Here is a 17351-nt window from a genome sequence, read left to right on the forward strand (position 1 = left end):
TGGCGGTGGGTGCCCGGCTCCTGGTGGACGACCAGGTTGCAGGGGCGCCTGCCCTCCCTGCATCCATAGACTGTGAGCGATAACACCTCTGGCGTCAACAAGTTCCGGCAAACTTCCGGAAAAAGTTCAGTGCCGTACCTCGATGTCATCCACGAGCTGTAGCGCAGCATGGCTGAGTTGTCCGAGCTGACAAGGTTGCCGCTTCCTGGGCGGGCGACGACCATGAACCTAGTCGACCGATGTAGACAGCGAGTTCATTTCCGGAAGAGTTTCGGTACCAGGTCCAGAGAGGGAGCCGGGTGCCCCCGGCGCGGTATTCTCGGCAGTCAGTGCGACTGGCGGCACGGGATGGTGGACCATCGGGGAGCCGGCCACGGGAGTCGACCGCCTGGGCTCCCGTCCGAAAGGACTCCCATGCCCACGACCGCTCGACTGCTGCCCGGCGCGCCGGTGGCCGAAGCCGTACTCGCCGATGTCACCCGGCGGGTGGCCGTCCTGCGCGAACGCGGTGTCAGACCCAGCCTGGCCACCATTCTGGTCGGCGACGACGACGCCAGCGCCGGTTACATCCGCCTCAAACAGCGCCAGGCCGCCGAGTTGGGCTTCGACTCACCGCACCGGCATCTGCCCGCCGACGCCACCCAGGACGACCTGCTCGAGGTGATCGCCGGGTTCAACGCCGACCGTCGGGTGCACGCCGTCCTGATCCAGTACCCGGTCCCGGGCCACCTCGACTACGACGCCGCCCTGCAGAGCCTCGACCCGGACAAGGACGTCGACGGGATGCACCCGCTCAACATGGGTCGCCTCGCCGTCGGGATGCCGGGGCCCGTGCCGTGCACCCCGGCCGGGATCGAGACGCTGCTGGCCCACCACCGGGTCCCAATCGCCGGCCGGGAGGTGGTCATCCTCGGCCGGGGCGCCACCCTCGGCCGACCGTTGGCCATGCTGCTGGCCCAGAAACGCCCGACCGCCAACGCTGCCGTCACCGTGGTCCACACCGGAGTCGCCGACTGGCCCCGCTACACCCGGCGCGCCGAGATCCTGATCGCGGCGGCCGGCGTACCCGGCATCATCCGGCCCGAGCACGTCCGGCCCGGAGCGGTGGTGATCGGCGCCGGTGTCCGCTACGCCGGCCGCCGCCTCCTGCCCGACGTCGACGAGGCCTGCGCCGAGGTCGCCTCCGCGATCACCCCGCGCGTCGGCGGCGTCGGACCGACCACCGTCGCCATGCTGTTCCGCAACGCCGTACACAGCGCCGAACGGGCGACCAGGTAGGAGCCGCGGCCCGGCCCCGAGCAGCTTCCACCGTGGTCGTCGACCCTTCGCGGTGTGCTACCGGGTCGGGCGTACCTCGTCGGGGAGCGGCTCGCGGCGGGTCAGCCACTCTGTGGGTATCCCGCCCGGTCCGGAGCCGGTGTACGCGGCCACGATCCCCCCGACGATCGCCGCGGTCGTATCGACGTCACCGCCGGCCTCGACACATGCGCGGATCGCCGCCGGGTAGTCGTGGAGCCGGGTCGCGGCGACCCACAGCGCGAACGGGACGGTGTCGAAGGCCAGCACCTGCGCGCCGTTGCCCAACTCGTACGCCGCTTCGGCGACGCCGACCCCCAGCAACCGCCTGGCCCGGACGATGCCGGACATCAGTCGGCCGTCGATCAGATGGGCCAGCACCACGTCGAGTAGTTCGGCAGGCTCGGGCCGCGACCGGGTCAGCCGGCACCAGCCGGCTTCCGCCGCCGCGATGGCGACGGCGACCGCGCCCAGGATGGCTTCCGGGTGGGCGTGGGTGACCTCCGCCGACCGCCAGGCCTGCCGAGCGGCGGTACGGTTGTCGCCAGCGTGGAACGCGCCGAGCGGGGCCACCCGCATCGCCGCGCCGTTGCCCATCGATCCCTGGCCGTCGAACGCCGCTGCGGCCGCGTCCCGCCACCCGACGCCCTGGCGGACCTGGCGCAGCAGGACCACCGCGCCGGCTCCGTAGCCACGGTACGGCTCGAAATGTTCGGCGAACCGGGCAGCCAGGCTGTCCTGGTCGATGCCGTCATGCTCCCGCAACTCGGCGACGATCGAGCAGGCCATCTCGGTGTCGTCGGTCCACGGCCACGGCCCGGCCGGCGGGCCCCCGTCGAGCAACGCGGCAAGGCTGCTGCCGGGGACGAAGAACTGGGCGCCGAGGGCATCACCGACGGAAAGCCCGTCAAGACTGTCGTAGCAGAGGTCGAGCGACGTCATGTTGCAGCAGACTCTGCCAGTTACGTCGGTGGTTCGGAAGGCCGGAGCCACCGCGGGTCACCGTCAACTTCGCAGCTGCGTGTTGAGCCGGGCGGCCTGCCGGGTGAGATGGTCGCGCTCGGGCAGGCTGGGCGCTGACCGGGCGGCCTTGGCGTAGAGCCGCGCTGCGGTCACCAAATCACCGTCGCGCTCGTGCAGATGTGCCGCGACGGCGGTGTGCCGGGGCAGGGACGGATCGAGTTCTGCCAGGGCAGCCAGACCAGCTCGCGCACCGTCGGCCTCGCCGACCGCGACAGCCCGGTTGAGTCGCGCCACCGGGCTGTCGGTGCGGCGCACCAGTTCGTCGTACCACTCGACGATCTGCACCCAGTCGGTCTCCTCGACGGTCCGGGCGTCGGCGTGCAGCGCGGCGATGGCCGCCTGTGCCTGGAACTCGCCCAGCCGGTCGCGGGTGAGCGCGGCCTGGAGCACGTCGATGCCCTCGGCGATCAGAGCGGTGTCCCACCGGCTGCGGTCCTGCTCGGCGAGCGGCACGAGCCGGCCGTCGGGGCCGGTCCGTGCCGGACGCCGGGCGTGGTGCAGCAGCATGAGCGCCAGCAGGCCGGCGACCTCCTCGTGATCGATCATGGTCGCCAGCTGGCGGGTGAGCCGGATCGCCTCGGCGGCGAGGTCGACGTCGCCGGAGTAGCCCTCGTTGAAGACCAGGTAGAGCACGCGCAGCACGGTGGCGACATCACCGGGCTGATCGAACCGGACGTCGCCGACGGTCCGTTTAGCCCTGCTGATCCGCTGGGCCATGGTCGTCTCCGGCACCAGGTATGCCTGCGCGATCTGCCGCGTGGTCAGGCCGCCGACCGCCCGCAGCGTGAGCGCGACCGCCGAGGCCGAGGTCAGGGCCGGGTGTGCGCACAGGAAGTACAGCGCCAGCGTGTCGTCCACTGCGGTGCCCTGCCCGGGCATCGGTTCGGCTTCGACCAGCTCCTCCCGCCGCCGCCGGGAGGTGTCGGCGCGTAGCGCGTCGAGGAACTTGCGCCAGGCCACCGTGACCAGCCAGCCCTTGGGGTCGAGGGGTGGGTCGTCGGGCCACCTGCGTACCGCCTCGACCAGGGCGTCCTGCACGGCGTCCTCGGCCGTCGCGAAGTCGGCTCCGCGACGGACGAGGACACCGATCACCGCAGGGACCAGCTCCCGCAGCTGGGACTCGTTCACTCGGTGGCCGTGGTCTGCTCGCCGTAGGCCGGTCGCACCTCGAGCCATTCGTGGATCGGCTTGCCACCCGCGCCGGGAGCCGCGGACAGTTCACCGGCGAGCTCGATCGCGCGCTCGTAGGTCTCGACGTCAATCACCATCCATCCAGCGACCAGGTCCTTGGTCTCGGCGAACGGGCCGTCGGTGACAGGTGGCCGCCCCTCACCGTCGTACCGGACGAACGTACCCTCCGGGGAGAGCGCCTGCTCGCCGACGTACTCGCCGGTGCTCTGCAGCCGGGTGGCGAAGTCACGCATGTACTGGATGTGGGCCGTGACCTCCTCCGGCGTCCATTGATCCATCGGTGCGTCGTTGACCGCCGCCGGCGCGCCCCGGTAGTGCTTGAGCAACAGGTACTTGGCCATCTTGGTCTCCTTGGTGAGGTACGGCCCCATTGTGGCCGTGTTCGCACCTGGGACGGAGCCGCTCCTAGGTTCTCGACATGCCGGCGCGAGATTTCTCAGATTCAACATCGACGACCTCCGAGTGCCGGTCACCCCAGGTTCCTCTCCCGTACGGCGATGAGCAGCCGGTCGACGGCGGACCGGTCAGGTCGGTCCGGCAGTACGGTGCGCGCCGCCGCGTCTTCGAGCTCGGCCAGCAGGTCCGCCGCCCAGCGGGTGACCGCCGGCCACGGCAGCTCGCCGCGCCGGACCGCGAGCAGCCGGTCCCGCAACGGTCCCACGTCGACCAGGACCTCGCCGGTCCGCAGCACGTGCGTACCGGCGGTCAGCAGCCGGATCATGTGCATCGCCTGCTTGTGGTTGGTCTCGCCGGTGCGTTCGCGGCGGGCAGCCACCCGGTCGAGCTGGTCCCGGGCGTAGCCGCCGTACGTCTGGGCGAGCCGGGTCGACAGGAACGCCTGCCGGACCGCCACCAGCTGCTCGCCGTCTTCGCGCAGCGTCTCGATCAGCGGGGACCAGAGCACCTCCAGGACGGTCGGGTTGCCCTGCAGCGCCAGGGTGCAGAAGCGTTCGAACTCCCAGGAGAACTGCTCCGGCGCAGGCCCGTCGAGGTGGGTGGGCGGCTTGTCCAGCCGCCAGAACGCTCGGGTCGGGGCCACGTACACGCCGCGCCGGTCGTAGTCGGAGTCCGGCCCGTGCAGCCCGTACGCCCGGGATCCGACGACGACGGCGAGTACGGTGTGCCGCTCGACAAGCTCGCTCACGCCCGGCACGTTACTCCTGGCCAGGTGGTGCCCCGGGCGGACACTGTTGCTCGACCGGGCGAGGATGGGGCGATGGTGGATTCGTCCTGGGCGGCGGTCGGCCTTCGGCCGTATCTGGACCGTTTCCTGTGCGAGTACGGGCTGACCGAGGCAGGCCTGGGCGATCGGCTCCGCGCCCGTCCGGCGCGGTCCTGGATCGACGGCGAGACCTTCGACGACGAATATCTGGTGCACGATTCGGTGTTGCATCCGCACGGCGAGTTCCCGTGCGCCGGTGACGCGGAGGCTCTTGCCTTCTGCGAGGAGATCGCGGACCTGATCGTCTCCCGGTACGGGTCGACGCGGGACGCGGCGGTGGCAGTGGTCAACCGGCAGTGGTCCGAGGCCGAACCCGGGGAGCGTTCACCACGGGTGTGGATCGTCGGCTCCGACATCGTCTACCACGAGACGCCGGAGTACTGGGCCGAGTTCATCGTCGACCGTCACAGCGTGAGCTGAAAATAGCGGTAGCGGGTGTCGCCCGGGCCGGGGCGGCTGTGGCCGTCGGGCCGCCAGCCCCGAGCGGCGTAGAAGCGCTGGCCCCGATCGTTGTGTTCCCACGCCTCCAGCACCCCGCCGGTCCGACCGGTCCGGCGCAGGTACGCGATGAAGGCGTCGTGCAGCAGCCCACCGATTCCTCGGCCCCAGCAGTCGGGGAGCACGTGGATCTGGTACAGCTGACCGACGTGGGCCGGGTCGACATGACCGGCGAGGGCAGGTCCCATCGCGGCGCAGCCGACGACCCGTCAGCTGGTCGACGTCGGCGAGCGTGGCCTTGCGTACGTGGGCCGGTGCGGGCTGGCTGTGTGGGAGGCGGACACCGTCAGGCGAAGTCATCCGGTGTCCCCTCTGGTCAGTCGGCGAAGGTGAGGCCGCGTTCGGCCAGCGCGGTGGCCAGGATGCCGACGGCCTTCGGGCCGATCCCGTGCATGGCCAGCAGGTCGGCGCGGCGGTAGGTGGCGACTTGGGCGAGCGTGGTGACGCCGGCTGCGAGCAGGGCACTGTTGGCGGGCCGCCCGATCGGCGGCAGGTCACCGACCTGGGCGGGCAGATGGCGAGTGCTCATCGACCCACCGTAGTCCGTCCTGCGTCGCCGGTGCCGCGCTGCATCGAGGTGAGGCTATCCACGTCATCTGTGCCTTGTGAGGTGGATAGCCCTCACCTCGATGTGACTGTCGCTCGGCGGTAGCGCTCCTGGGCGGCTGCCTCAAGCTCACCGAGCCTCGTCGAATGCTGCCGCGATGAGCATGGCTGGATCGATGCTGACGGGTCGGTCGCTGACCTGCCCGTCGCCTACCTCGATGACCCGCCACACGCCGTCGGCGCGCAGCGCCAGATCGGCCGTCACGAACGGCAGACCCAGAGCATCGATCAGTGGGGCGAGCCAGCCGAGGTCGATCCCTTCCGACGGGTGATCGTGTGGGGTGTCCGGATGCGGCCCGACCAGGACACATCGACCGTGCACCCACCAGGTCCGTACCTCCGCAGCCGTGAACTGCTCGAACTCGCGCAGCACGAATCCACCGACGAAGTCGTCGTCCCGTAGTTGCCGGAAGCGGCTTGCGACCTGCCACGCGGCGTCGCCGTCCTCGACGCTCGCGATGAAGGCGGCCTCGCTCCAGTAGTGCTTCATCGACTTCACGTAGTCGCGGATGACGGCAGGGCCGTTGCCGAGAGCGAGTCGGGCCTGGTCGAAGTCTGTTCGGGATGCGCCGACAGTCCAGCCCGAGCGCGGAGTCACCGTCGCCAGCGTGGGGTACCAACCAGGGAACTCGTGGGCCTGTCGGTACTGCTCGGCGGTGGTACGTAGCGTCACGCCTCGCGCGGCGAGTGCGTCGACGAACCGCGCGTACCGGTCAGCATCCAGCCTCGGTAGATGGCCATGCCGTCGCCGGCCACCGACGCCACCGCCCGTACCGCGTCATCGCCTCTGGCCAGCTTGTCGTGGTCAACCACCGCGACGGCGTAGCCGGCTTCCCGGGCGGCTCGGGCCTCCGGCGCGAAGTGCTCGTCCGGGCGGGTCGGCCGCAGCGGGTCGCCGGGCACGAGGAAGATCATGCGTCCGATGCTGCCCGACTCGACGGTGTCGCCTCCAGCGGTTATCGGCCATCGCGTGCCGTCGGCATGAGCGTCTCGGGCGGCTGGAGTGCTTCATCGATGTGAGGCACAGATACCTTACGAGGCGCTCGTAGGGTATCTGAGCCTCACATCGGCGTGGCACTCGCGGGATCAGGCAGGGCGGCTACCGGCAGCGACTCACCATGATCAGTTGATGTCCTGCCGGGCGACACGCCGGCGATCTACTGGCAGGACATCAACTGATCATGGTGCTGGGGGAGAGGCGGCCTTGCTGGCGTTGACTGCGAGCCACTGGCGGACGGTGGAGAAGTCGGCATCGGTGAGGCCGAGATGTGGGTCGACGCGGTGCAGCAGGGCCTCGCCCGGGTGGTGCGCGGACACCCAGTGCCGGTCCCGGTCGGAGATCTCGTCGTCGAGCCAGACGAAGGTGCGCCCGGCCGCCCACCTGATGAGGAACGCCGTCTTCCAGTGCACGCCGCGCAGGGGCTCGTCGTCGGAGTCCGGCCACGTGACGACCGGCAGCTCCGGCAGGCCGAGTAGCGGCGCGACGACGTCGTTCGCCTCGGCCATCCACGTGGTCGCCCAGACCAGCTGACAATCGAGCGCCAGCAGCCGGCGTCCGTCCTCCGGATCGAGTCGCTCCAGCAGCGGGTTCCCGATGGCCTCACCGTCAGCTGCAACGTGGGGCGAAGGTGACCGGCCGGTCGCACGAGCGGCGAAGGGGATCAGTACGCCGTCGACGTCGAGGAAGACGTACGGGCGGTCGGCGGGCATGGGCGTCGTAGTGGAAGGCGGACCGGCCGGGTCAGCGGCTGGACACCGTGGTGAGGAACGCCGTCCAAGCTCCGGTGGGAAAGAGCAGCGCCGGGCCGTGCGGGTCCTTGGAGTCGCGTACGCCGATCGTGCCGCCGGCGAGCGTGGCCACCTCGACGCAGTCTGACCCGCTGGCGCTGCTGCGGCTGCTCTTGCGCCAGTGAACGCGGGACATGTCTGATGCGGTCATCCCGCGTCTCCTCTGGCCGGTCTGGGTCAGTCGGGAAGCTCCTCTGCCGCCCGAGCCAGGAACCTGCCGGACTCGTCCGGGTCCATGGCCTTGGCGCACAGATGATCGAACATGAGTTTATATCGCGCCACGTGGGTGTCCTCCTCCAGCAGCAGGGTGTTCGCATCGTTCTCGATGTAGACGATGGGCGGGTCGAGGATCGGGTCGGCGTAGCCGAGGATGGTGAACGGGCCGGCCATGGCGGCGTGCGCGCCTGCCCCGAACGGCACGATCTGCAGCTCGATCGACGGCTGGGCGCAGGCATCGATGAGCCGGGTGAGCTGGGTGCGCATCACCTTCGGGCCACCGACGACCCGGCGGATCGCCGCCTCGTCGAGGACGATCCAGAGTCTCGGCGGCACGTCCCGCGAGAGCAGCGACTTGCGGGCGAGCCGGGCGGCGACCCGCCGGTCGATCTCGTCCGCGTCGGCGGTGCTGCGGCCGGCGTGGATGATGGCGCGGGCGTACTCCTCGGTCTGCAACAGTCCTGGCACGTACAGGCTCTGGAAGCTGCTGATCGCGGTGGCCTCCGCCTCGAAGCCGACGTAGTCGTCGGGCAGCACGTCGCCGTACGCGCTCCACCAGCCCTTCTGCCGGGCCTGCTTGGCGAGCGCGGTCAACGACTCGCGGTCCTCGTCGGACGCCTCGTAAAGGCCCAGCATTTGCTCGGTGTCCTTGAGCGTTATCCGTGAGTGGCCGTGTTCGAGCCGGATGACCTTGGTGCGGTGCCAGCCCAAGCGGCGGGCGACCTCCTCGGCCGTCAGACCGGCCGAGTCACGGAGCCGACGTAGCTCCCGGCGTAACCGGCGAGCGCGGATCGTCGGGCTCGGAACCTGTGCCACGAGAACACCTCCGGGTGCATCCGGGTCTGGCAGCGGCGATGTGAGCTCGATCGAAGTATGTACTACAGATCTCTCTAACGGAAGTTCGTTGCGACGTTGTATTTTTGTGTACGTGGATGCATGCTGAGGGCAGGATGACGACGTCGCCACTGCCCTGGAGGTGTCCGTGACCGACAACCGTTCAGCATGCTGGACCGACCCGACCCTCGATCCGACGCAGCGCAACCGGGACCTGTTCGCCGTACTCGATCGGGCTGACCTGTCCGAACCGGCGCGGGCCGCTGTCGCGCATGCCCTCGGACCCGCCGCCGGTCCGGCCGGGCACGCCGAAGCGCTGGTCAACCGCTACCTCAACGAGCGCGAGCGTCGCCGCCCAGCGGCGCAGGTCAACGGCAGCGGCGACGGTCCGGGTGGGATCGGCAACCTGCCGGACTGGCTGCGGTACGACCGGCGTGGCCGGTACACGCTGCACCTGACGTTCGCCGCCGTCGACTTCGACACCGCCCGCGAGCAGGCCGTCGCGTACGCCGAAGGGCTGACGATTCTGTGCCCGGAGCTGGGGGAGCACGCGCCGCTGCTGTCGCGGGCTGAAGCGTGGAACGTCAACGAGCCGCTGTTCTGCGGCGTACGCGGCCCGGACGGTGAGGTGTGTGCGGAGGTCCGCTACCACCCGGGGTTCCACCGGGCGGCCGGGCTGGGCGGGTTGTGCTGGGGCGACGGCGACGCCGACGCCAACGGCGCCGGCGACGCTGACGGCACACTGACATGACCGGCACCCCGGTCACGCCGCCGTACCCGAGGGTCACGCCGTGCCGGCACTGCTGCCGGCCGGTGTTGCGCGACAACGACGGCGTCTGGATTCACGCCGACCTGTCGTACGTCTGCCGCGACCTCTGGGGCGGGATCACCGCCACCACCGCCGCACCCGAACCGCCCGCCTGGTACACCGAACAGCACGGGACCGTGCGGCGGTCAGAGTAGCCAGCCCGGGGCGGACCAGGCCGGCTACGTACGCGACCAGGATCAACTGGCGGCAGCCTTGGATCGAGCAGACTCCCAACACGCCGATGCGATCGGTGATCCTGCTCCGGGCACGATTGTTGGTAGTGTCGGCGGCATGACCATGAGCATCTCGATCACCCTTGACGACGATCTCGGCGAGGAGCTTGTCGCCGCCGTCGCTGGTGGCAACAGGTCGGCTCTGGTCGCTCAGGCGATCCGCGAATACCTCGATCGTCGTGCCGTCGACGCCGCTGCTGCCTGGCACGCCTCCCTCACCGGCGAGGATGCTGCGGCGTTCGCGGAATTCAACGCCGCGTGGTAGCCACAGCAGGCGTGCCCGTACGGGGTGACGTGGTCGACTACACCCTTGGTAGCCGACGGATCCGAGTGCTGGTGGTGAGCGCCGACGTCTATACCCGTAGGTACCCAGTGATCGTGTTGATCCACGATCGCGCTGACGGAGACGTGCCCGGCATCCTCCTGCCGCTGCCCAACGACCTGGCCGGTGGCGGCACGATCGATCTGTCCCGGGTCCGATTCGCCGACCCCGAAGCGATCGGTCACCGGCATGGCCGGATCACTCCCGCGCTCGCTGCCAAGGTCGATCAAGGGCTTCGTCGCCTTCTTGGCTTGTAACGGGCGCGCTCTGGTCAGCAGCGCGGCGGGTCAGCAGCGCGGCGGGTCAGGGTAGCCAGCCGGGGCGGACCAGACCGGCCTCGTACGCGAACACGACCAGCTGGGCGCGGTCCCGGGCACCGAGCTTCACCATCGCCCGCGACACATGCGTCTTCGCCGTCGCCGGGCTGACCACCAGCCGGGCGGCGATCTCGTCGTTGGACAGCCCGGTGCCGACCAACGCCACCACCTCCCGTTCCCGCTCGGTCAGCTCGGCCAACCGTCGGGGTGCGGCCGGAGTGGCCGTCCGGGCGGCGAACTGCTCGATCACCCGCCGGGTCACGCTCGGCGACAGCAGACCGTCCCCGGCGGCCACCACCCGTACCCCCTGGATCAGCTCGGCCGGCTGCGTGTTCTTCACCAGGAACCCGGCCGCCCCGGCGCGCAGCGCCTCGCCGACGTACTCGTCCAGCTCGAACGTGGTCAGCACGATGATCCGTACCTCGGACAGTCGCGGGTCGGCGGCGATCTGCCGGGTCGCGGTCAGCCCGTCCACCCCGGGCATCCGGATGTCCATCAGGACCACGTCCGGCCGGGTCTGCCCGGTCAGCCGGACCGCCTGCGCGCCGTCGCCGGCCTCACCGACGACCTCGATGTCCGGCTCGGCAGCCAGCAGCGCCCGGAACCCGGCCCGGACCAGCACCTGATCGTCGACCAGCAGCACCCGGATCACGTCGACGTCTCCTCAGGCTGCGAGTCGGTGGGCAGCGGCAGGCGGGCCCGTACCCGCCAACCGCCGCCACCGTCCGGTGCCGGACCGGCGGTCAACTCGCCGCCCAGCGCGGCGGCGCGCTCCCGCATCCCGGTGATGCCGTTGCCGGCCGGAGCAGGCGCCACCGGCGCAGCCGGACCCGGCGCAGCCGGACCCGGCGCACCAGCGCCGTCGTCGTCGATCTGGAGCACGACTGCATCCTGCCGGTAGCCGATGGTGACGGTGGCGGCGGCACCCGGACCGGCGTGCCGCCGCACGTTGGTCAACGCCTCCTGCACGATCCGGTACGCCGCCCGGTCCACGGCGGCGGGCAGCGGTCGGGCCGTACCGTCGATCACGGTCCGGGTCGCCACCGCCGCGTCCTCGGTCAGCTCGCCGAGCCGGTCCAACCCCGGCGCCGGGGCGCGCGGCGCGGCCTCGCCGCTCGGGTAGAGCGTGTCGAGCACGGTCCGGACCTCACGCAACGCCTCCGCGCTGGACTGTGCGATCGCCTCCAGCGCCGCGCGGGCCTGTTCCGGGTCGCGGTCCATCAGGTGCAGACCGACCCCGGCCCGTACGTTGATCAGCGACAGGTGGTGACCGAGTACGTCGTGCAGTTCGGCGGCGATCAGGAGCCGTTGCTCGGTGGCCCGGCGGCGCTGCCGCTCCTCGGAGAGCCGGCGCTGCTCCGCGACGCCCTCGCGGACCCGGTCGGCGACCAGGGTGCCGATCTCGGTGACCAGCCCGGCGACGACGATCAGCCCCAACGCCAGCACCGCCTGCCGCAGCGTCGCCCCGGTGACCAGCGCCCAGATGCCGTACGCGGTCATCGTCGCCGCCCCGACCAGCCAGCGGTGCCCGGCGGCCCGGGTCGCAGACGCGGCGATCATCGGCGCCAGCAGGGTCACCCCGGCCGGCTGGTCCAGCAGGTGGTACGCCAGGGTCGCGGCGACCACGATCAGGAAGTTGCGCCGGGGGGACCGGTGCCGGTCGGCCAGCGCCAGCCCGCTGAACACCAGCAGCGCGTACCCGATGATCGAGACGCTGCCCGACTGCCAGCTCGCGGCGATCGCGGTGCCGACCGGCTGCCCGATCGCAGTCAGCACCGCCAGACCGGGCCCGCGTCGCGACCCCGTCGGCTCGTCGCCCGGCGCTGCTGGTCGCCTGTCCGGCGCGGCCGGGCCAGCGTCGGTGTCGGGGTGCGACCGGCTCATGCCCGCACTGTAAGCCGGCCGGCGGCGACTGCGGCAGCCCCGACGGCGGCAGTCCGGCGTACGCCCGGGGGAGTAGACCGTCGCCTGGCTACCGCGCCGGGCGCAGTCGGGGTGCCGCCGCCGCGCCGACGCGGCACCCCGGCCTGCCCCGACAAGCTGTGTGCACCAGCGGATCCAGTGAGGAGAATCAACGATGAAGGCGATGGTTCAGGACCGGTACGGCGCACCCGACGTCCTGCGGTTGCGCGACGTCGACACCCCGACCCCCGGCGACGACGAGGTGCTGGTCCGGGTGCATGCCAGCTCGGTCAACGCCTACGACTGGCACGCGATGCGCGGCGACCCGTACCTGGCCCGGTTGTCGTTCGGGCTGCGGCGGCCCCGCGCGGCCGTGCGCGGTCAGGACTTCGCCGGCCGGGTCGAGGCGGTGGGCGCGGCGGTGACCCGGTTCGGTCCCGGTGACGAGGTGTACGGCGAGGCCGGCCCTGACGGTGGCGCGTTCGCCGAGTACCTGTGCGTGGCCGAGAACCTGGTCGAGGCGAAACCGGCGAACCTGAGTTTCGCGCAGGCGGCGGCGATCCCGCTGGCCGCCACCACCGCCCTGGTCTGCCTGCGCGATGCCGCCGCTCTGCGGGCCGGGCAGCACGTCCTGATCAACGGGGCGTCCGGCGGGGTCGGCACCTTCGCGGTGCAGCTGGCCAAGGAGTACGGCGCGCAGGTGACCGCGGTGTGCCGGACCCGCAACGTCGCTCTGGTCCGGTCACTCGGCGCGGACCACGTCGTCGACTACACCCGGGAGGACTTCACCCGTACCGATGCGGTGCGGGTCGGCCGTCGCTACGACGTGCTGCTCGACCTGGTCGGCAACCGGTCGTTGGCCGACTTCCGGCGGGTCCTGACTCGGGACGGGACGCTGCTGCTGTCCGGTGGCGGCGTGTCCACCGGCGGCAGCGTGTTCGGGCCGCTGGGTCTGCTGCTGCGCGGGCCGCTGGTGGGGCGGTTCGTCCGGCAGCGCATCGTCGCGCCGTCGGCGACGGCGGGCCGTGGGCACCTGGCGGCGCTGCGGGAGCTGGTCGAGGCGGGCAAGTTGACCCCGGTCGTCGACCGGACGTTCCGGTTGAGCGAGGTGCCGGACGCGATCCGGTACGTCGAGACCGAGCACGCCCGCGCCAAGGTAGTCGTCACGATTTGACGGGGAGCGGACAGCGGTGATCGACGGTTCGACATATCTTTGGTGCGGGCGGGGGTGGCGATGATGACGAGCCGGATGAGCGAGCTGCTGGCCGGGGCCGATCGGTCCGGGCAGGTCGACGGGCTGCACGCGGTCGTGGTGGTGCGTCGTGGCCAGTTGCTGTGGGAGCACTACGGCACCGGCGAGGACTTTTCCTGGGAGCACTCCCTGGGGGTCGTCGAGTTCGGCCCGGCGACGCTGCACGACCTGCGCTCGGTCACCAAGAGCGTGACGGCCCTGCTGTACGGCATCGCCCTCGGCGAGCGCCTCGTCCCAGACCCGGCGCAGCCGCTGCTACGGCAGTTTCCCAAGTACCCCGACCTGGTGGCCGACCCGGACCGGGCCGGGCTGACCGTCGGGCACGCGCTGACCATGTCACTGGGTTTGGACTGGCGCGAGGACGTCCCGTACGACAGCCTGGACAACGCCGAGATCGCCATGGAATTGGCCCCGGACCGCTACCGGTACGTCCTGGAGCGGCCGGTGGCGGAGCCACCCGGCGAGCAGTGGTCCTACTGTGGCGGTGCGACTGCGCTGCTCGGCAAGCTGATCGCCGGCGGCACCGGGCAGGCGTTGGAGGCGTACGGCCAGGCGAAGCTGTTCGCGCCGCTCGGCGTCGAGCAGTTTCACTGGATGGCCGGCGACGACGGGGTGGCCTCGCCCGCGTCCGGGCTGCGGCTCACCCCGCGCGACCTGGCCCGGATCGGCGAGCTGGTGCTGGCCGGCGGGGTCTGGGCCGGCCGTCGACTGGTGCCGGCCAGCTGGATCAGCGAGATGCTCGAGCCGCGTCTGCCGACCGGGTGGGACGCCGAGTTCGGCTACCACTGGTATTTGCAGTCCGTCGCCGGTCACCGGACGGCGGCGGCGATGGGCAACGGCGGCCAGCGCCTGACCGTACTGCCCGATCTGGACACGGTCGTCGTGGTGACCGCCGGCAACTACGACGACCCCGAGCAGTGGCGTACCCCGGTCGCCGTGCTGGAGCAGGTCGTCCTGCCCGCGCTCGATGTCACCTAGCCACCCGGCACGAGCCGAACACCAGGTACCTTTCGGCGGGAAGATGAGGTATCTGGTGTTCGGCTCGTCGCGGCTGGGCGCGGCTCGTCAGGGCTGGGCGCGGTTGTAGCGGTGGACATCCCGGCGGAAAGTGGCCCTACCCCGATGATGGTCACCCTCATACTCGAGGGCGATCCGCCACTGCGGGTAGGCGAGGTCGACGCGGCCGATGAAGCGCCCCCGCGGGCCCGCGACATTGTGCTGCGGCACCGGTCGGGGCAGGCCGGCATCGTGCAGCAGCCGCGGTCGACTCTCCATCGGCGACTCGGCCAGCGGCTCGACCAGACCGACCAGCTCACGCAGTTGCCGGGCGCCGGGCCAGCGCGGATGGCTGTCAAGGTAGCGGGCGAGCTGAGCAGACCGGCGGCGACGGCGCGGCTACCGGAAAAGGGGAGGAAGCTCAGCTGGTTCGGGACACCGGCGGCGCGGGACACCGGCATAGCCTGCCCGGCGGGCGACCACCGCCGCTGGCCTGGCCGGCCGGACGGTCACTCATCCGACACGTTTCGTCCGCAAATCTGCCCGGACCACCCGGAGCGCCTCGTGCGGGGACCAGTTCACGTCCCCTTCGGGTGCCAGACGGTCTTGGTCTCCAGGAAGGTGGTCATCCGCCGAGTGCCCGGGTCGGCGGACCAGTCGACCGGTGTGACAGCCGGCCGCAGCACCCGCTTGAGGTTGCCGGCGGCGGCCTGCTCCAACTCTACGGCCAACTGCGGATCGGCCACCCCGGTCAGGTCCAGCGCGTCGACGTCCAGATGCGACGCCAGCCACGGCGCCGTCTCGGCCGCGTGCCCGGTGAGGATGTTGACCACCCCGCCGGGCAGGTCACTGGTGGCCAGCACCTCGGCCAAGGTGACCGCCGCCAACGGCCGGGTCGGCGAGGCCAGCACCACCGCCGTGTTGCCGCTGACGATCACCGGGGCGACGACGCTGACCAGGCCGAGCAGCGACGGCTCGGCCGGCGCGACGACCCCGACCACTCCGGTCGGCTCCGGCGTCGACAGGTTGAAGTACGGGCCGGCGACCGGGTTGACGCCGCCGTACACCTGGGGGAGCTTGTCGGACCAGCCGGCGTACCAGACCCAGCGGTCGATCGCCGCGTCGACCTCGCCGGCCGGCTCGCCGAGCGCGACGAACTGCTCGCGTCGGCCCTCCAGCATCTCGGCGACCCGGTAGAGGATCTGACCCCGGTTGTACGCGGTCGCGCCCGACCAGCCTCTCACCGCCGCCCGGGCGGCGACGACGGCGTCGCGGAGGTCCTTGCGGGAGGCGAGCGCCACGTTGGAGTCCTGCACCTGGTACGTCCGTCCCGACTCGCTGCGCGGGAACTTCCCGCCGATGAACAGCTTGTACGTCTTGCGTATGGCCACCCGGGTGGCGACGCCGCCACTGTCAGACATCGAGGTACGCCTCCAGCCCGTGCCGGCCGCCCTCGCGGCCGTAGCCCGACTCCTGGTAGCCGCCGAACGGCGACGTCGGGTCGAACTTGTTGAACGTGTTCGCCCACACCACCCCGGCGCGCAGCCGGTCGGCGGCCCACAGGATCCGGGAACCCTTCTCCGACCAGATGCCGGCGGACAGCCCGTACGGTGTGTTGTTGGCCTTGGCGATGGCCTCGTCCGGGGTGCGGAAGGTCAGCACGGACAGCACCGGGCCGAAGATCTCCTCGCGGGCGATCCGGTGCGCCTGGCTGACCCCGGTGAACAGGGTCGGCGCGAACCAGAAGCCCTGCTCGGGCAGGTCACACGGCGGCGACCAGGCCTGCGCGCCCTCGTCGGTGCCGGCTGCGGCCAGGGTACGGATCCGGTCCAGCTGGGCGGCCGAGTTGATCGCCCCGACGTCGGTGTTCTTGTCCAGCGGGTCGCCGACGCGCAGCCGGGCCATCCGCCGCTTCAACGACTCCAGTAGCGGCTCGGCGATCGACTCCTGGACCAGCAGCCGGGAACCGGCGCAGCAGACGTGGCCCTGGTTGAAGAAGATTCCGTTGACGATGCCTTCGACGGCCTGATCGATCGGGGCGTCGTCGAAGACGATGTTGGCGGCCTTGCCGCCCAGCTCCAGGGTGAGCTTCTTGCGGCTGCCGGCGACCGCGCGGGCGATCTGCCGGCCGACCTCGGTGGAGCCGGTGAAGGCGATTTTGTCGACATCCGGGTGGCCGACGACGGCCTGCCCGGTGGCGCCGGCGCCGGTGACGATGTTGACCACACCGGGCGGCAGGTCGGCCTGCTGGCAGATCTCGGCGAACAGCAGTGCGGTCAGCGGGGTCGTCTCGGCCGGTTTGAGCACCACCGTGTTGCCGGCGGCCAGCGCCGGGGCGATCTTCCAGGCCAGCATCAGCAGCGGGAAGTTCCACGGGATGACCTGGCCGGCGACGCCGAGCGGGCGCGGGTCCGGGCCGAAACCGGCGTACGGCAGCTTGTCGGCCCAGCCGGCGTAGTAGAAGAAGTGCGCCGACGCCAGCGGCAGGTCGACGTCACGGGACTCGCGGATCGGTTTGCCGTTGTCCAGCGATTCGAGCACGGCCAGCTCGCGGCTGCGTTCGGCGAGCGCCCGGGCGATCCGGAACAGGTACTTGGCCCGGTCGCGGCCCGGCATCGGACCCCAGACCCGCTGGTACGCGGCCCGCGCGGCGGCCACCGCCCGGTCCACGTCGCCAGGGCCGGCCTCGGCGACCTCGGCGAGGACCTCCTCGGTGGCCGGGTTGACGGTCTTGCGGGCCCCGCCGTCCGTCGGATCGACGAACTCGCCGTCGATGAACAGGCCGTACGAGTCGCGGATGGTGACGACCGAGCGGGACTCGGGTGCCGGTGCGTAGTCGAACACGCT

23 protein-coding genes, 1 pseudogene and 1 riboswitch are annotated in these 17351 nt (G+C 71.2%); of the genes and pseudogenes, 8 read left to right on the plus strand and 16 right to left on the minus strand.

All coding sequences use genetic code 11. The features are described from left to right. Nucleotides 1-321 precede the first annotated feature (321 nt). A riboswitch (ZMP/ZTP riboswitch) is annotated at nucleotides 322-401 on the plus strand. A gap of 13 nt (nucleotides 402-414) precedes the next feature. Beyond that, nucleotides 415-1278: a bifunctional 5,10-methylenetetrahydrofolate dehydrogenase/5,10-methenyltetrahydrofolate cyclohydrolase gene (locus ACN27J_RS27530; protein WP_421370658.1), complete on the plus strand. Its 864-nt coding sequence runs from the start codon at nucleotides 415-417 to the stop codon at nucleotides 1276-1278. A gap of 57 nt (nucleotides 1279-1335) precedes the next feature. On the opposite strand, the gene ACN27J_RS27535 is transcribed toward ACN27J_RS27530, so the two are convergent. From ACN27J_RS27535 to ACN27J_RS27550, 4 genes are all read right to left on the minus strand, one after another. Continuing rightward, complete coding sequence (locus ACN27J_RS27535; RefSeq protein WP_421370660.1) at nucleotides 1336-2238, minus strand: ADP-ribosylglycohydrolase family protein; 903 nt, start codon at nucleotides 2236-2238, stop codon at nucleotides 1336-1338. Between the two features lie 63 nt (nucleotides 2239-2301). Then, nucleotides 2302-3447, minus strand: coding sequence for an RNA polymerase sigma factor (locus tag ACN27J_RS27540; RefSeq protein WP_421370662.1), 1146 nt, complete (start codon nucleotides 3445-3447; stop codon nucleotides 2302-2304). Then, a complete protein-coding gene (locus tag ACN27J_RS27545) occupies nucleotides 3444-3851 on the minus strand; it encodes a YciI family protein (protein ID WP_421370664.1) in 408 nt (135 codons plus the stop codon). The genes ACN27J_RS27540 and ACN27J_RS27545 overlap by 4 nt, the downstream gene beginning before the upstream one ends. A gap of 128 nt (nucleotides 3852-3979) precedes the next feature. Beyond that, a complete protein-coding gene (locus ACN27J_RS27550) occupies nucleotides 3980-4654 on the minus strand; it encodes a DNA polymerase beta superfamily protein (RefSeq protein ID WP_421370665.1) in 675 nt (224 codons plus the stop codon). Nucleotides 4655-4726: 72 nt separating this feature from the next. Here ACN27J_RS27550 and ACN27J_RS27555 point away from each other — a divergent pair, with 72 nt between their 5' ends. Further along, nucleotides 4727-5152: a hypothetical protein gene (locus ACN27J_RS27555; RefSeq protein ID WP_421370667.1), complete on the plus strand. Its 426-nt coding sequence runs from the start codon at nucleotides 4727-4729 to the stop codon at nucleotides 5150-5152. Here the strand turns inward: ACN27J_RS27555 and ACN27J_RS27560 are convergent. The 7 genes and pseudogenes from ACN27J_RS27560 to ACN27J_RS27590 all read right to left on the minus strand — a co-directional run. Further along, nucleotides 5137-5424 (minus strand): annotated as a pseudogene (locus tag ACN27J_RS27560) (GNAT family N-acetyltransferase); the annotation flags it as partial. The gene ACN27J_RS27555 and the pseudogene ACN27J_RS27560 overlap by 16 nt on opposite strands. 122 nt (nucleotides 5425-5546) lie before the next feature. Then, complete coding sequence (locus ACN27J_RS27565; RefSeq protein WP_421370668.1) at nucleotides 5547-5759, minus strand: DNA-binding protein; 213 nt, start codon at nucleotides 5757-5759, stop codon at nucleotides 5547-5549. Between the two features lie 147 nt (nucleotides 5760-5906). Then, nucleotides 5907-6434 carry an ATP-grasp domain-containing protein gene (locus tag ACN27J_RS27570; RefSeq protein ID WP_421370670.1) on the minus strand — a complete coding sequence of 176 codons (528 nt, stop codon included), beginning with the start codon at nucleotides 6432-6434 and terminating at the stop codon, nucleotides 5907-5909. Nucleotides 6435-6505: 71 nt separating this feature from the next. After that, nucleotides 6506-6751: a hypothetical protein gene (locus tag ACN27J_RS27575; RefSeq protein ID WP_421370673.1), complete on the minus strand. Its 246-nt coding sequence runs from the start codon at nucleotides 6749-6751 to the stop codon at nucleotides 6506-6508. Nucleotides 6752-7015: 264 nt separating this feature from the next. Further along, a complete protein-coding gene (locus ACN27J_RS27580; protein ID WP_421370675.1) occupies nucleotides 7016-7546 on the minus strand; it encodes an HAD domain-containing protein in 531 nt (176 codons plus the stop codon). A 31-nt stretch (nucleotides 7547-7577) separates the two neighbouring features. Next, complete coding sequence (locus tag ACN27J_RS27585; RefSeq protein ID WP_421370677.1) at nucleotides 7578-7775, minus strand: DUF397 domain-containing protein; 198 nt, start codon at nucleotides 7773-7775, stop codon at nucleotides 7578-7580. Between the two features lie 26 nt (nucleotides 7776-7801). Then, nucleotides 7802-8656, minus strand: a complete 855-nt coding sequence (locus ACN27J_RS27590; RefSeq protein ID WP_416568214.1) for a helix-turn-helix domain-containing protein — start codon at nucleotides 8654-8656, stop codon at nucleotides 7802-7804. A 166-nt stretch (nucleotides 8657-8822) separates the two neighbouring features. Here ACN27J_RS27590 and ACN27J_RS27595 point away from each other — a divergent pair, with 166 nt between their 5' ends. From ACN27J_RS27595 to ACN27J_RS27610, 4 genes are all read left to right on the plus strand, one after another. Beyond that, nucleotides 8823-9425 (plus strand): hypothetical protein, encoded by a 603-nt coding sequence (locus ACN27J_RS27595; RefSeq protein WP_421370678.1) that lies wholly within the window; start codon nucleotides 8823-8825, stop codon nucleotides 9423-9425. Further along, nucleotides 9422-9637 (plus strand): hypothetical protein, encoded by a 216-nt coding sequence (locus tag ACN27J_RS27600; RefSeq protein ID WP_421370679.1) that lies wholly within the window; start codon nucleotides 9422-9424, stop codon nucleotides 9635-9637. Before ACN27J_RS27595 ends, ACN27J_RS27600 begins: the two co-directional genes overlap by 4 nt. A 136-nt stretch (nucleotides 9638-9773) precedes the next feature. Then, entirely contained in the window at nucleotides 9774-9980 is a 207-nt protein-coding gene (locus ACN27J_RS27605) for a ribbon-helix-helix domain-containing protein (RefSeq protein WP_123605452.1), read from the plus strand. Nucleotides 9981-10009: 29 nt separating this feature from the next. Continuing rightward, the gene (locus ACN27J_RS27610) at nucleotides 10010-10294 is read left to right on the plus strand and encodes a type II toxin-antitoxin system PemK/MazF family toxin (protein ID WP_278174353.1); all 285 of its coding nucleotides are present in this window, start codon (nucleotides 10010-10012) and stop codon (nucleotides 10292-10294) included. Between the two features lie 46 nt (nucleotides 10295-10340). Here ACN27J_RS27610 and ACN27J_RS27615 read toward each other — a convergent pair whose 3' ends face one another. After that, on the minus strand, nucleotides 10341-11006 hold the full coding sequence (locus ACN27J_RS27615) for a response regulator transcription factor (RefSeq protein ID WP_421370682.1): 666 nt from the start codon (nucleotides 11004-11006) through the stop codon (nucleotides 10341-10343). Further along, nucleotides 11003-12238 (minus strand): sensor histidine kinase, encoded by a 1236-nt coding sequence (locus tag ACN27J_RS27620; protein WP_421370684.1) that lies wholly within the window; start codon nucleotides 12236-12238, stop codon nucleotides 11003-11005. The genes ACN27J_RS27615 and ACN27J_RS27620 overlap by 4 nt, the downstream gene beginning before the upstream one ends. A gap of 193 nt (nucleotides 12239-12431) precedes the next feature. Between ACN27J_RS27620 and ACN27J_RS27625 the strand changes: the two genes are divergently transcribed. Together ACN27J_RS27625 and ACN27J_RS27630 are read left to right on the plus strand one after the other, a co-directional pair. After that, complete coding sequence (locus ACN27J_RS27625; RefSeq protein WP_421370686.1) at nucleotides 12432-13430, plus strand: NAD(P)-dependent alcohol dehydrogenase; 999 nt, start codon at nucleotides 12432-12434, stop codon at nucleotides 13428-13430. 75 nt (nucleotides 13431-13505) lie between these two features. Then, nucleotides 13506-14486 carry a serine hydrolase domain-containing protein gene (locus tag ACN27J_RS27630; RefSeq protein WP_421370688.1) on the plus strand — a complete coding sequence of 327 codons (981 nt, stop codon included), beginning with the start codon at nucleotides 13506-13508 and terminating at the stop codon, nucleotides 14484-14486. A gap of 87 nt (nucleotides 14487-14573) precedes the next feature. On the opposite strand, the gene ACN27J_RS27635 is transcribed toward ACN27J_RS27630, so the two are convergent. The 3 genes from ACN27J_RS27635 to ACN27J_RS27645 all read right to left on the minus strand — a co-directional run bounded on the left by ACN27J_RS27635 (nucleotide 14574) and on the right by ACN27J_RS27645 (nucleotide 17348). Next, nucleotides 14574-14783, minus strand: coding sequence for a hypothetical protein (locus ACN27J_RS27635; RefSeq protein WP_421370690.1), 210 nt, complete (start codon nucleotides 14781-14783; stop codon nucleotides 14574-14576). Between the two features lie 299 nt (nucleotides 14784-15082). Further along, nucleotides 15083-15925 (minus strand): aldehyde dehydrogenase family protein, encoded by an 843-nt coding sequence (locus tag ACN27J_RS27640; protein ID WP_421370692.1) that lies wholly within the window; start codon nucleotides 15923-15925, stop codon nucleotides 15083-15085. After that, nucleotides 15918-17348, minus strand: a complete 1431-nt coding sequence (locus ACN27J_RS27645) for an aldehyde dehydrogenase family protein (protein ID WP_421370694.1) — start codon at nucleotides 17346-17348, stop codon at nucleotides 15918-15920. The genes ACN27J_RS27640 and ACN27J_RS27645 overlap by 8 nt, the downstream gene beginning before the upstream one ends. Nucleotides 17349-17351 lie beyond the last annotated feature (3 nt).

The organism is Solwaraspora sp. WMMB762 (genome assembly GCF_049179115.1).
In the GTDB taxonomy this organism is placed as follows: domain Bacteria; phylum Actinomycetota; class Actinomycetes; order Mycobacteriales; family Micromonosporaceae; genus Micromonospora_E.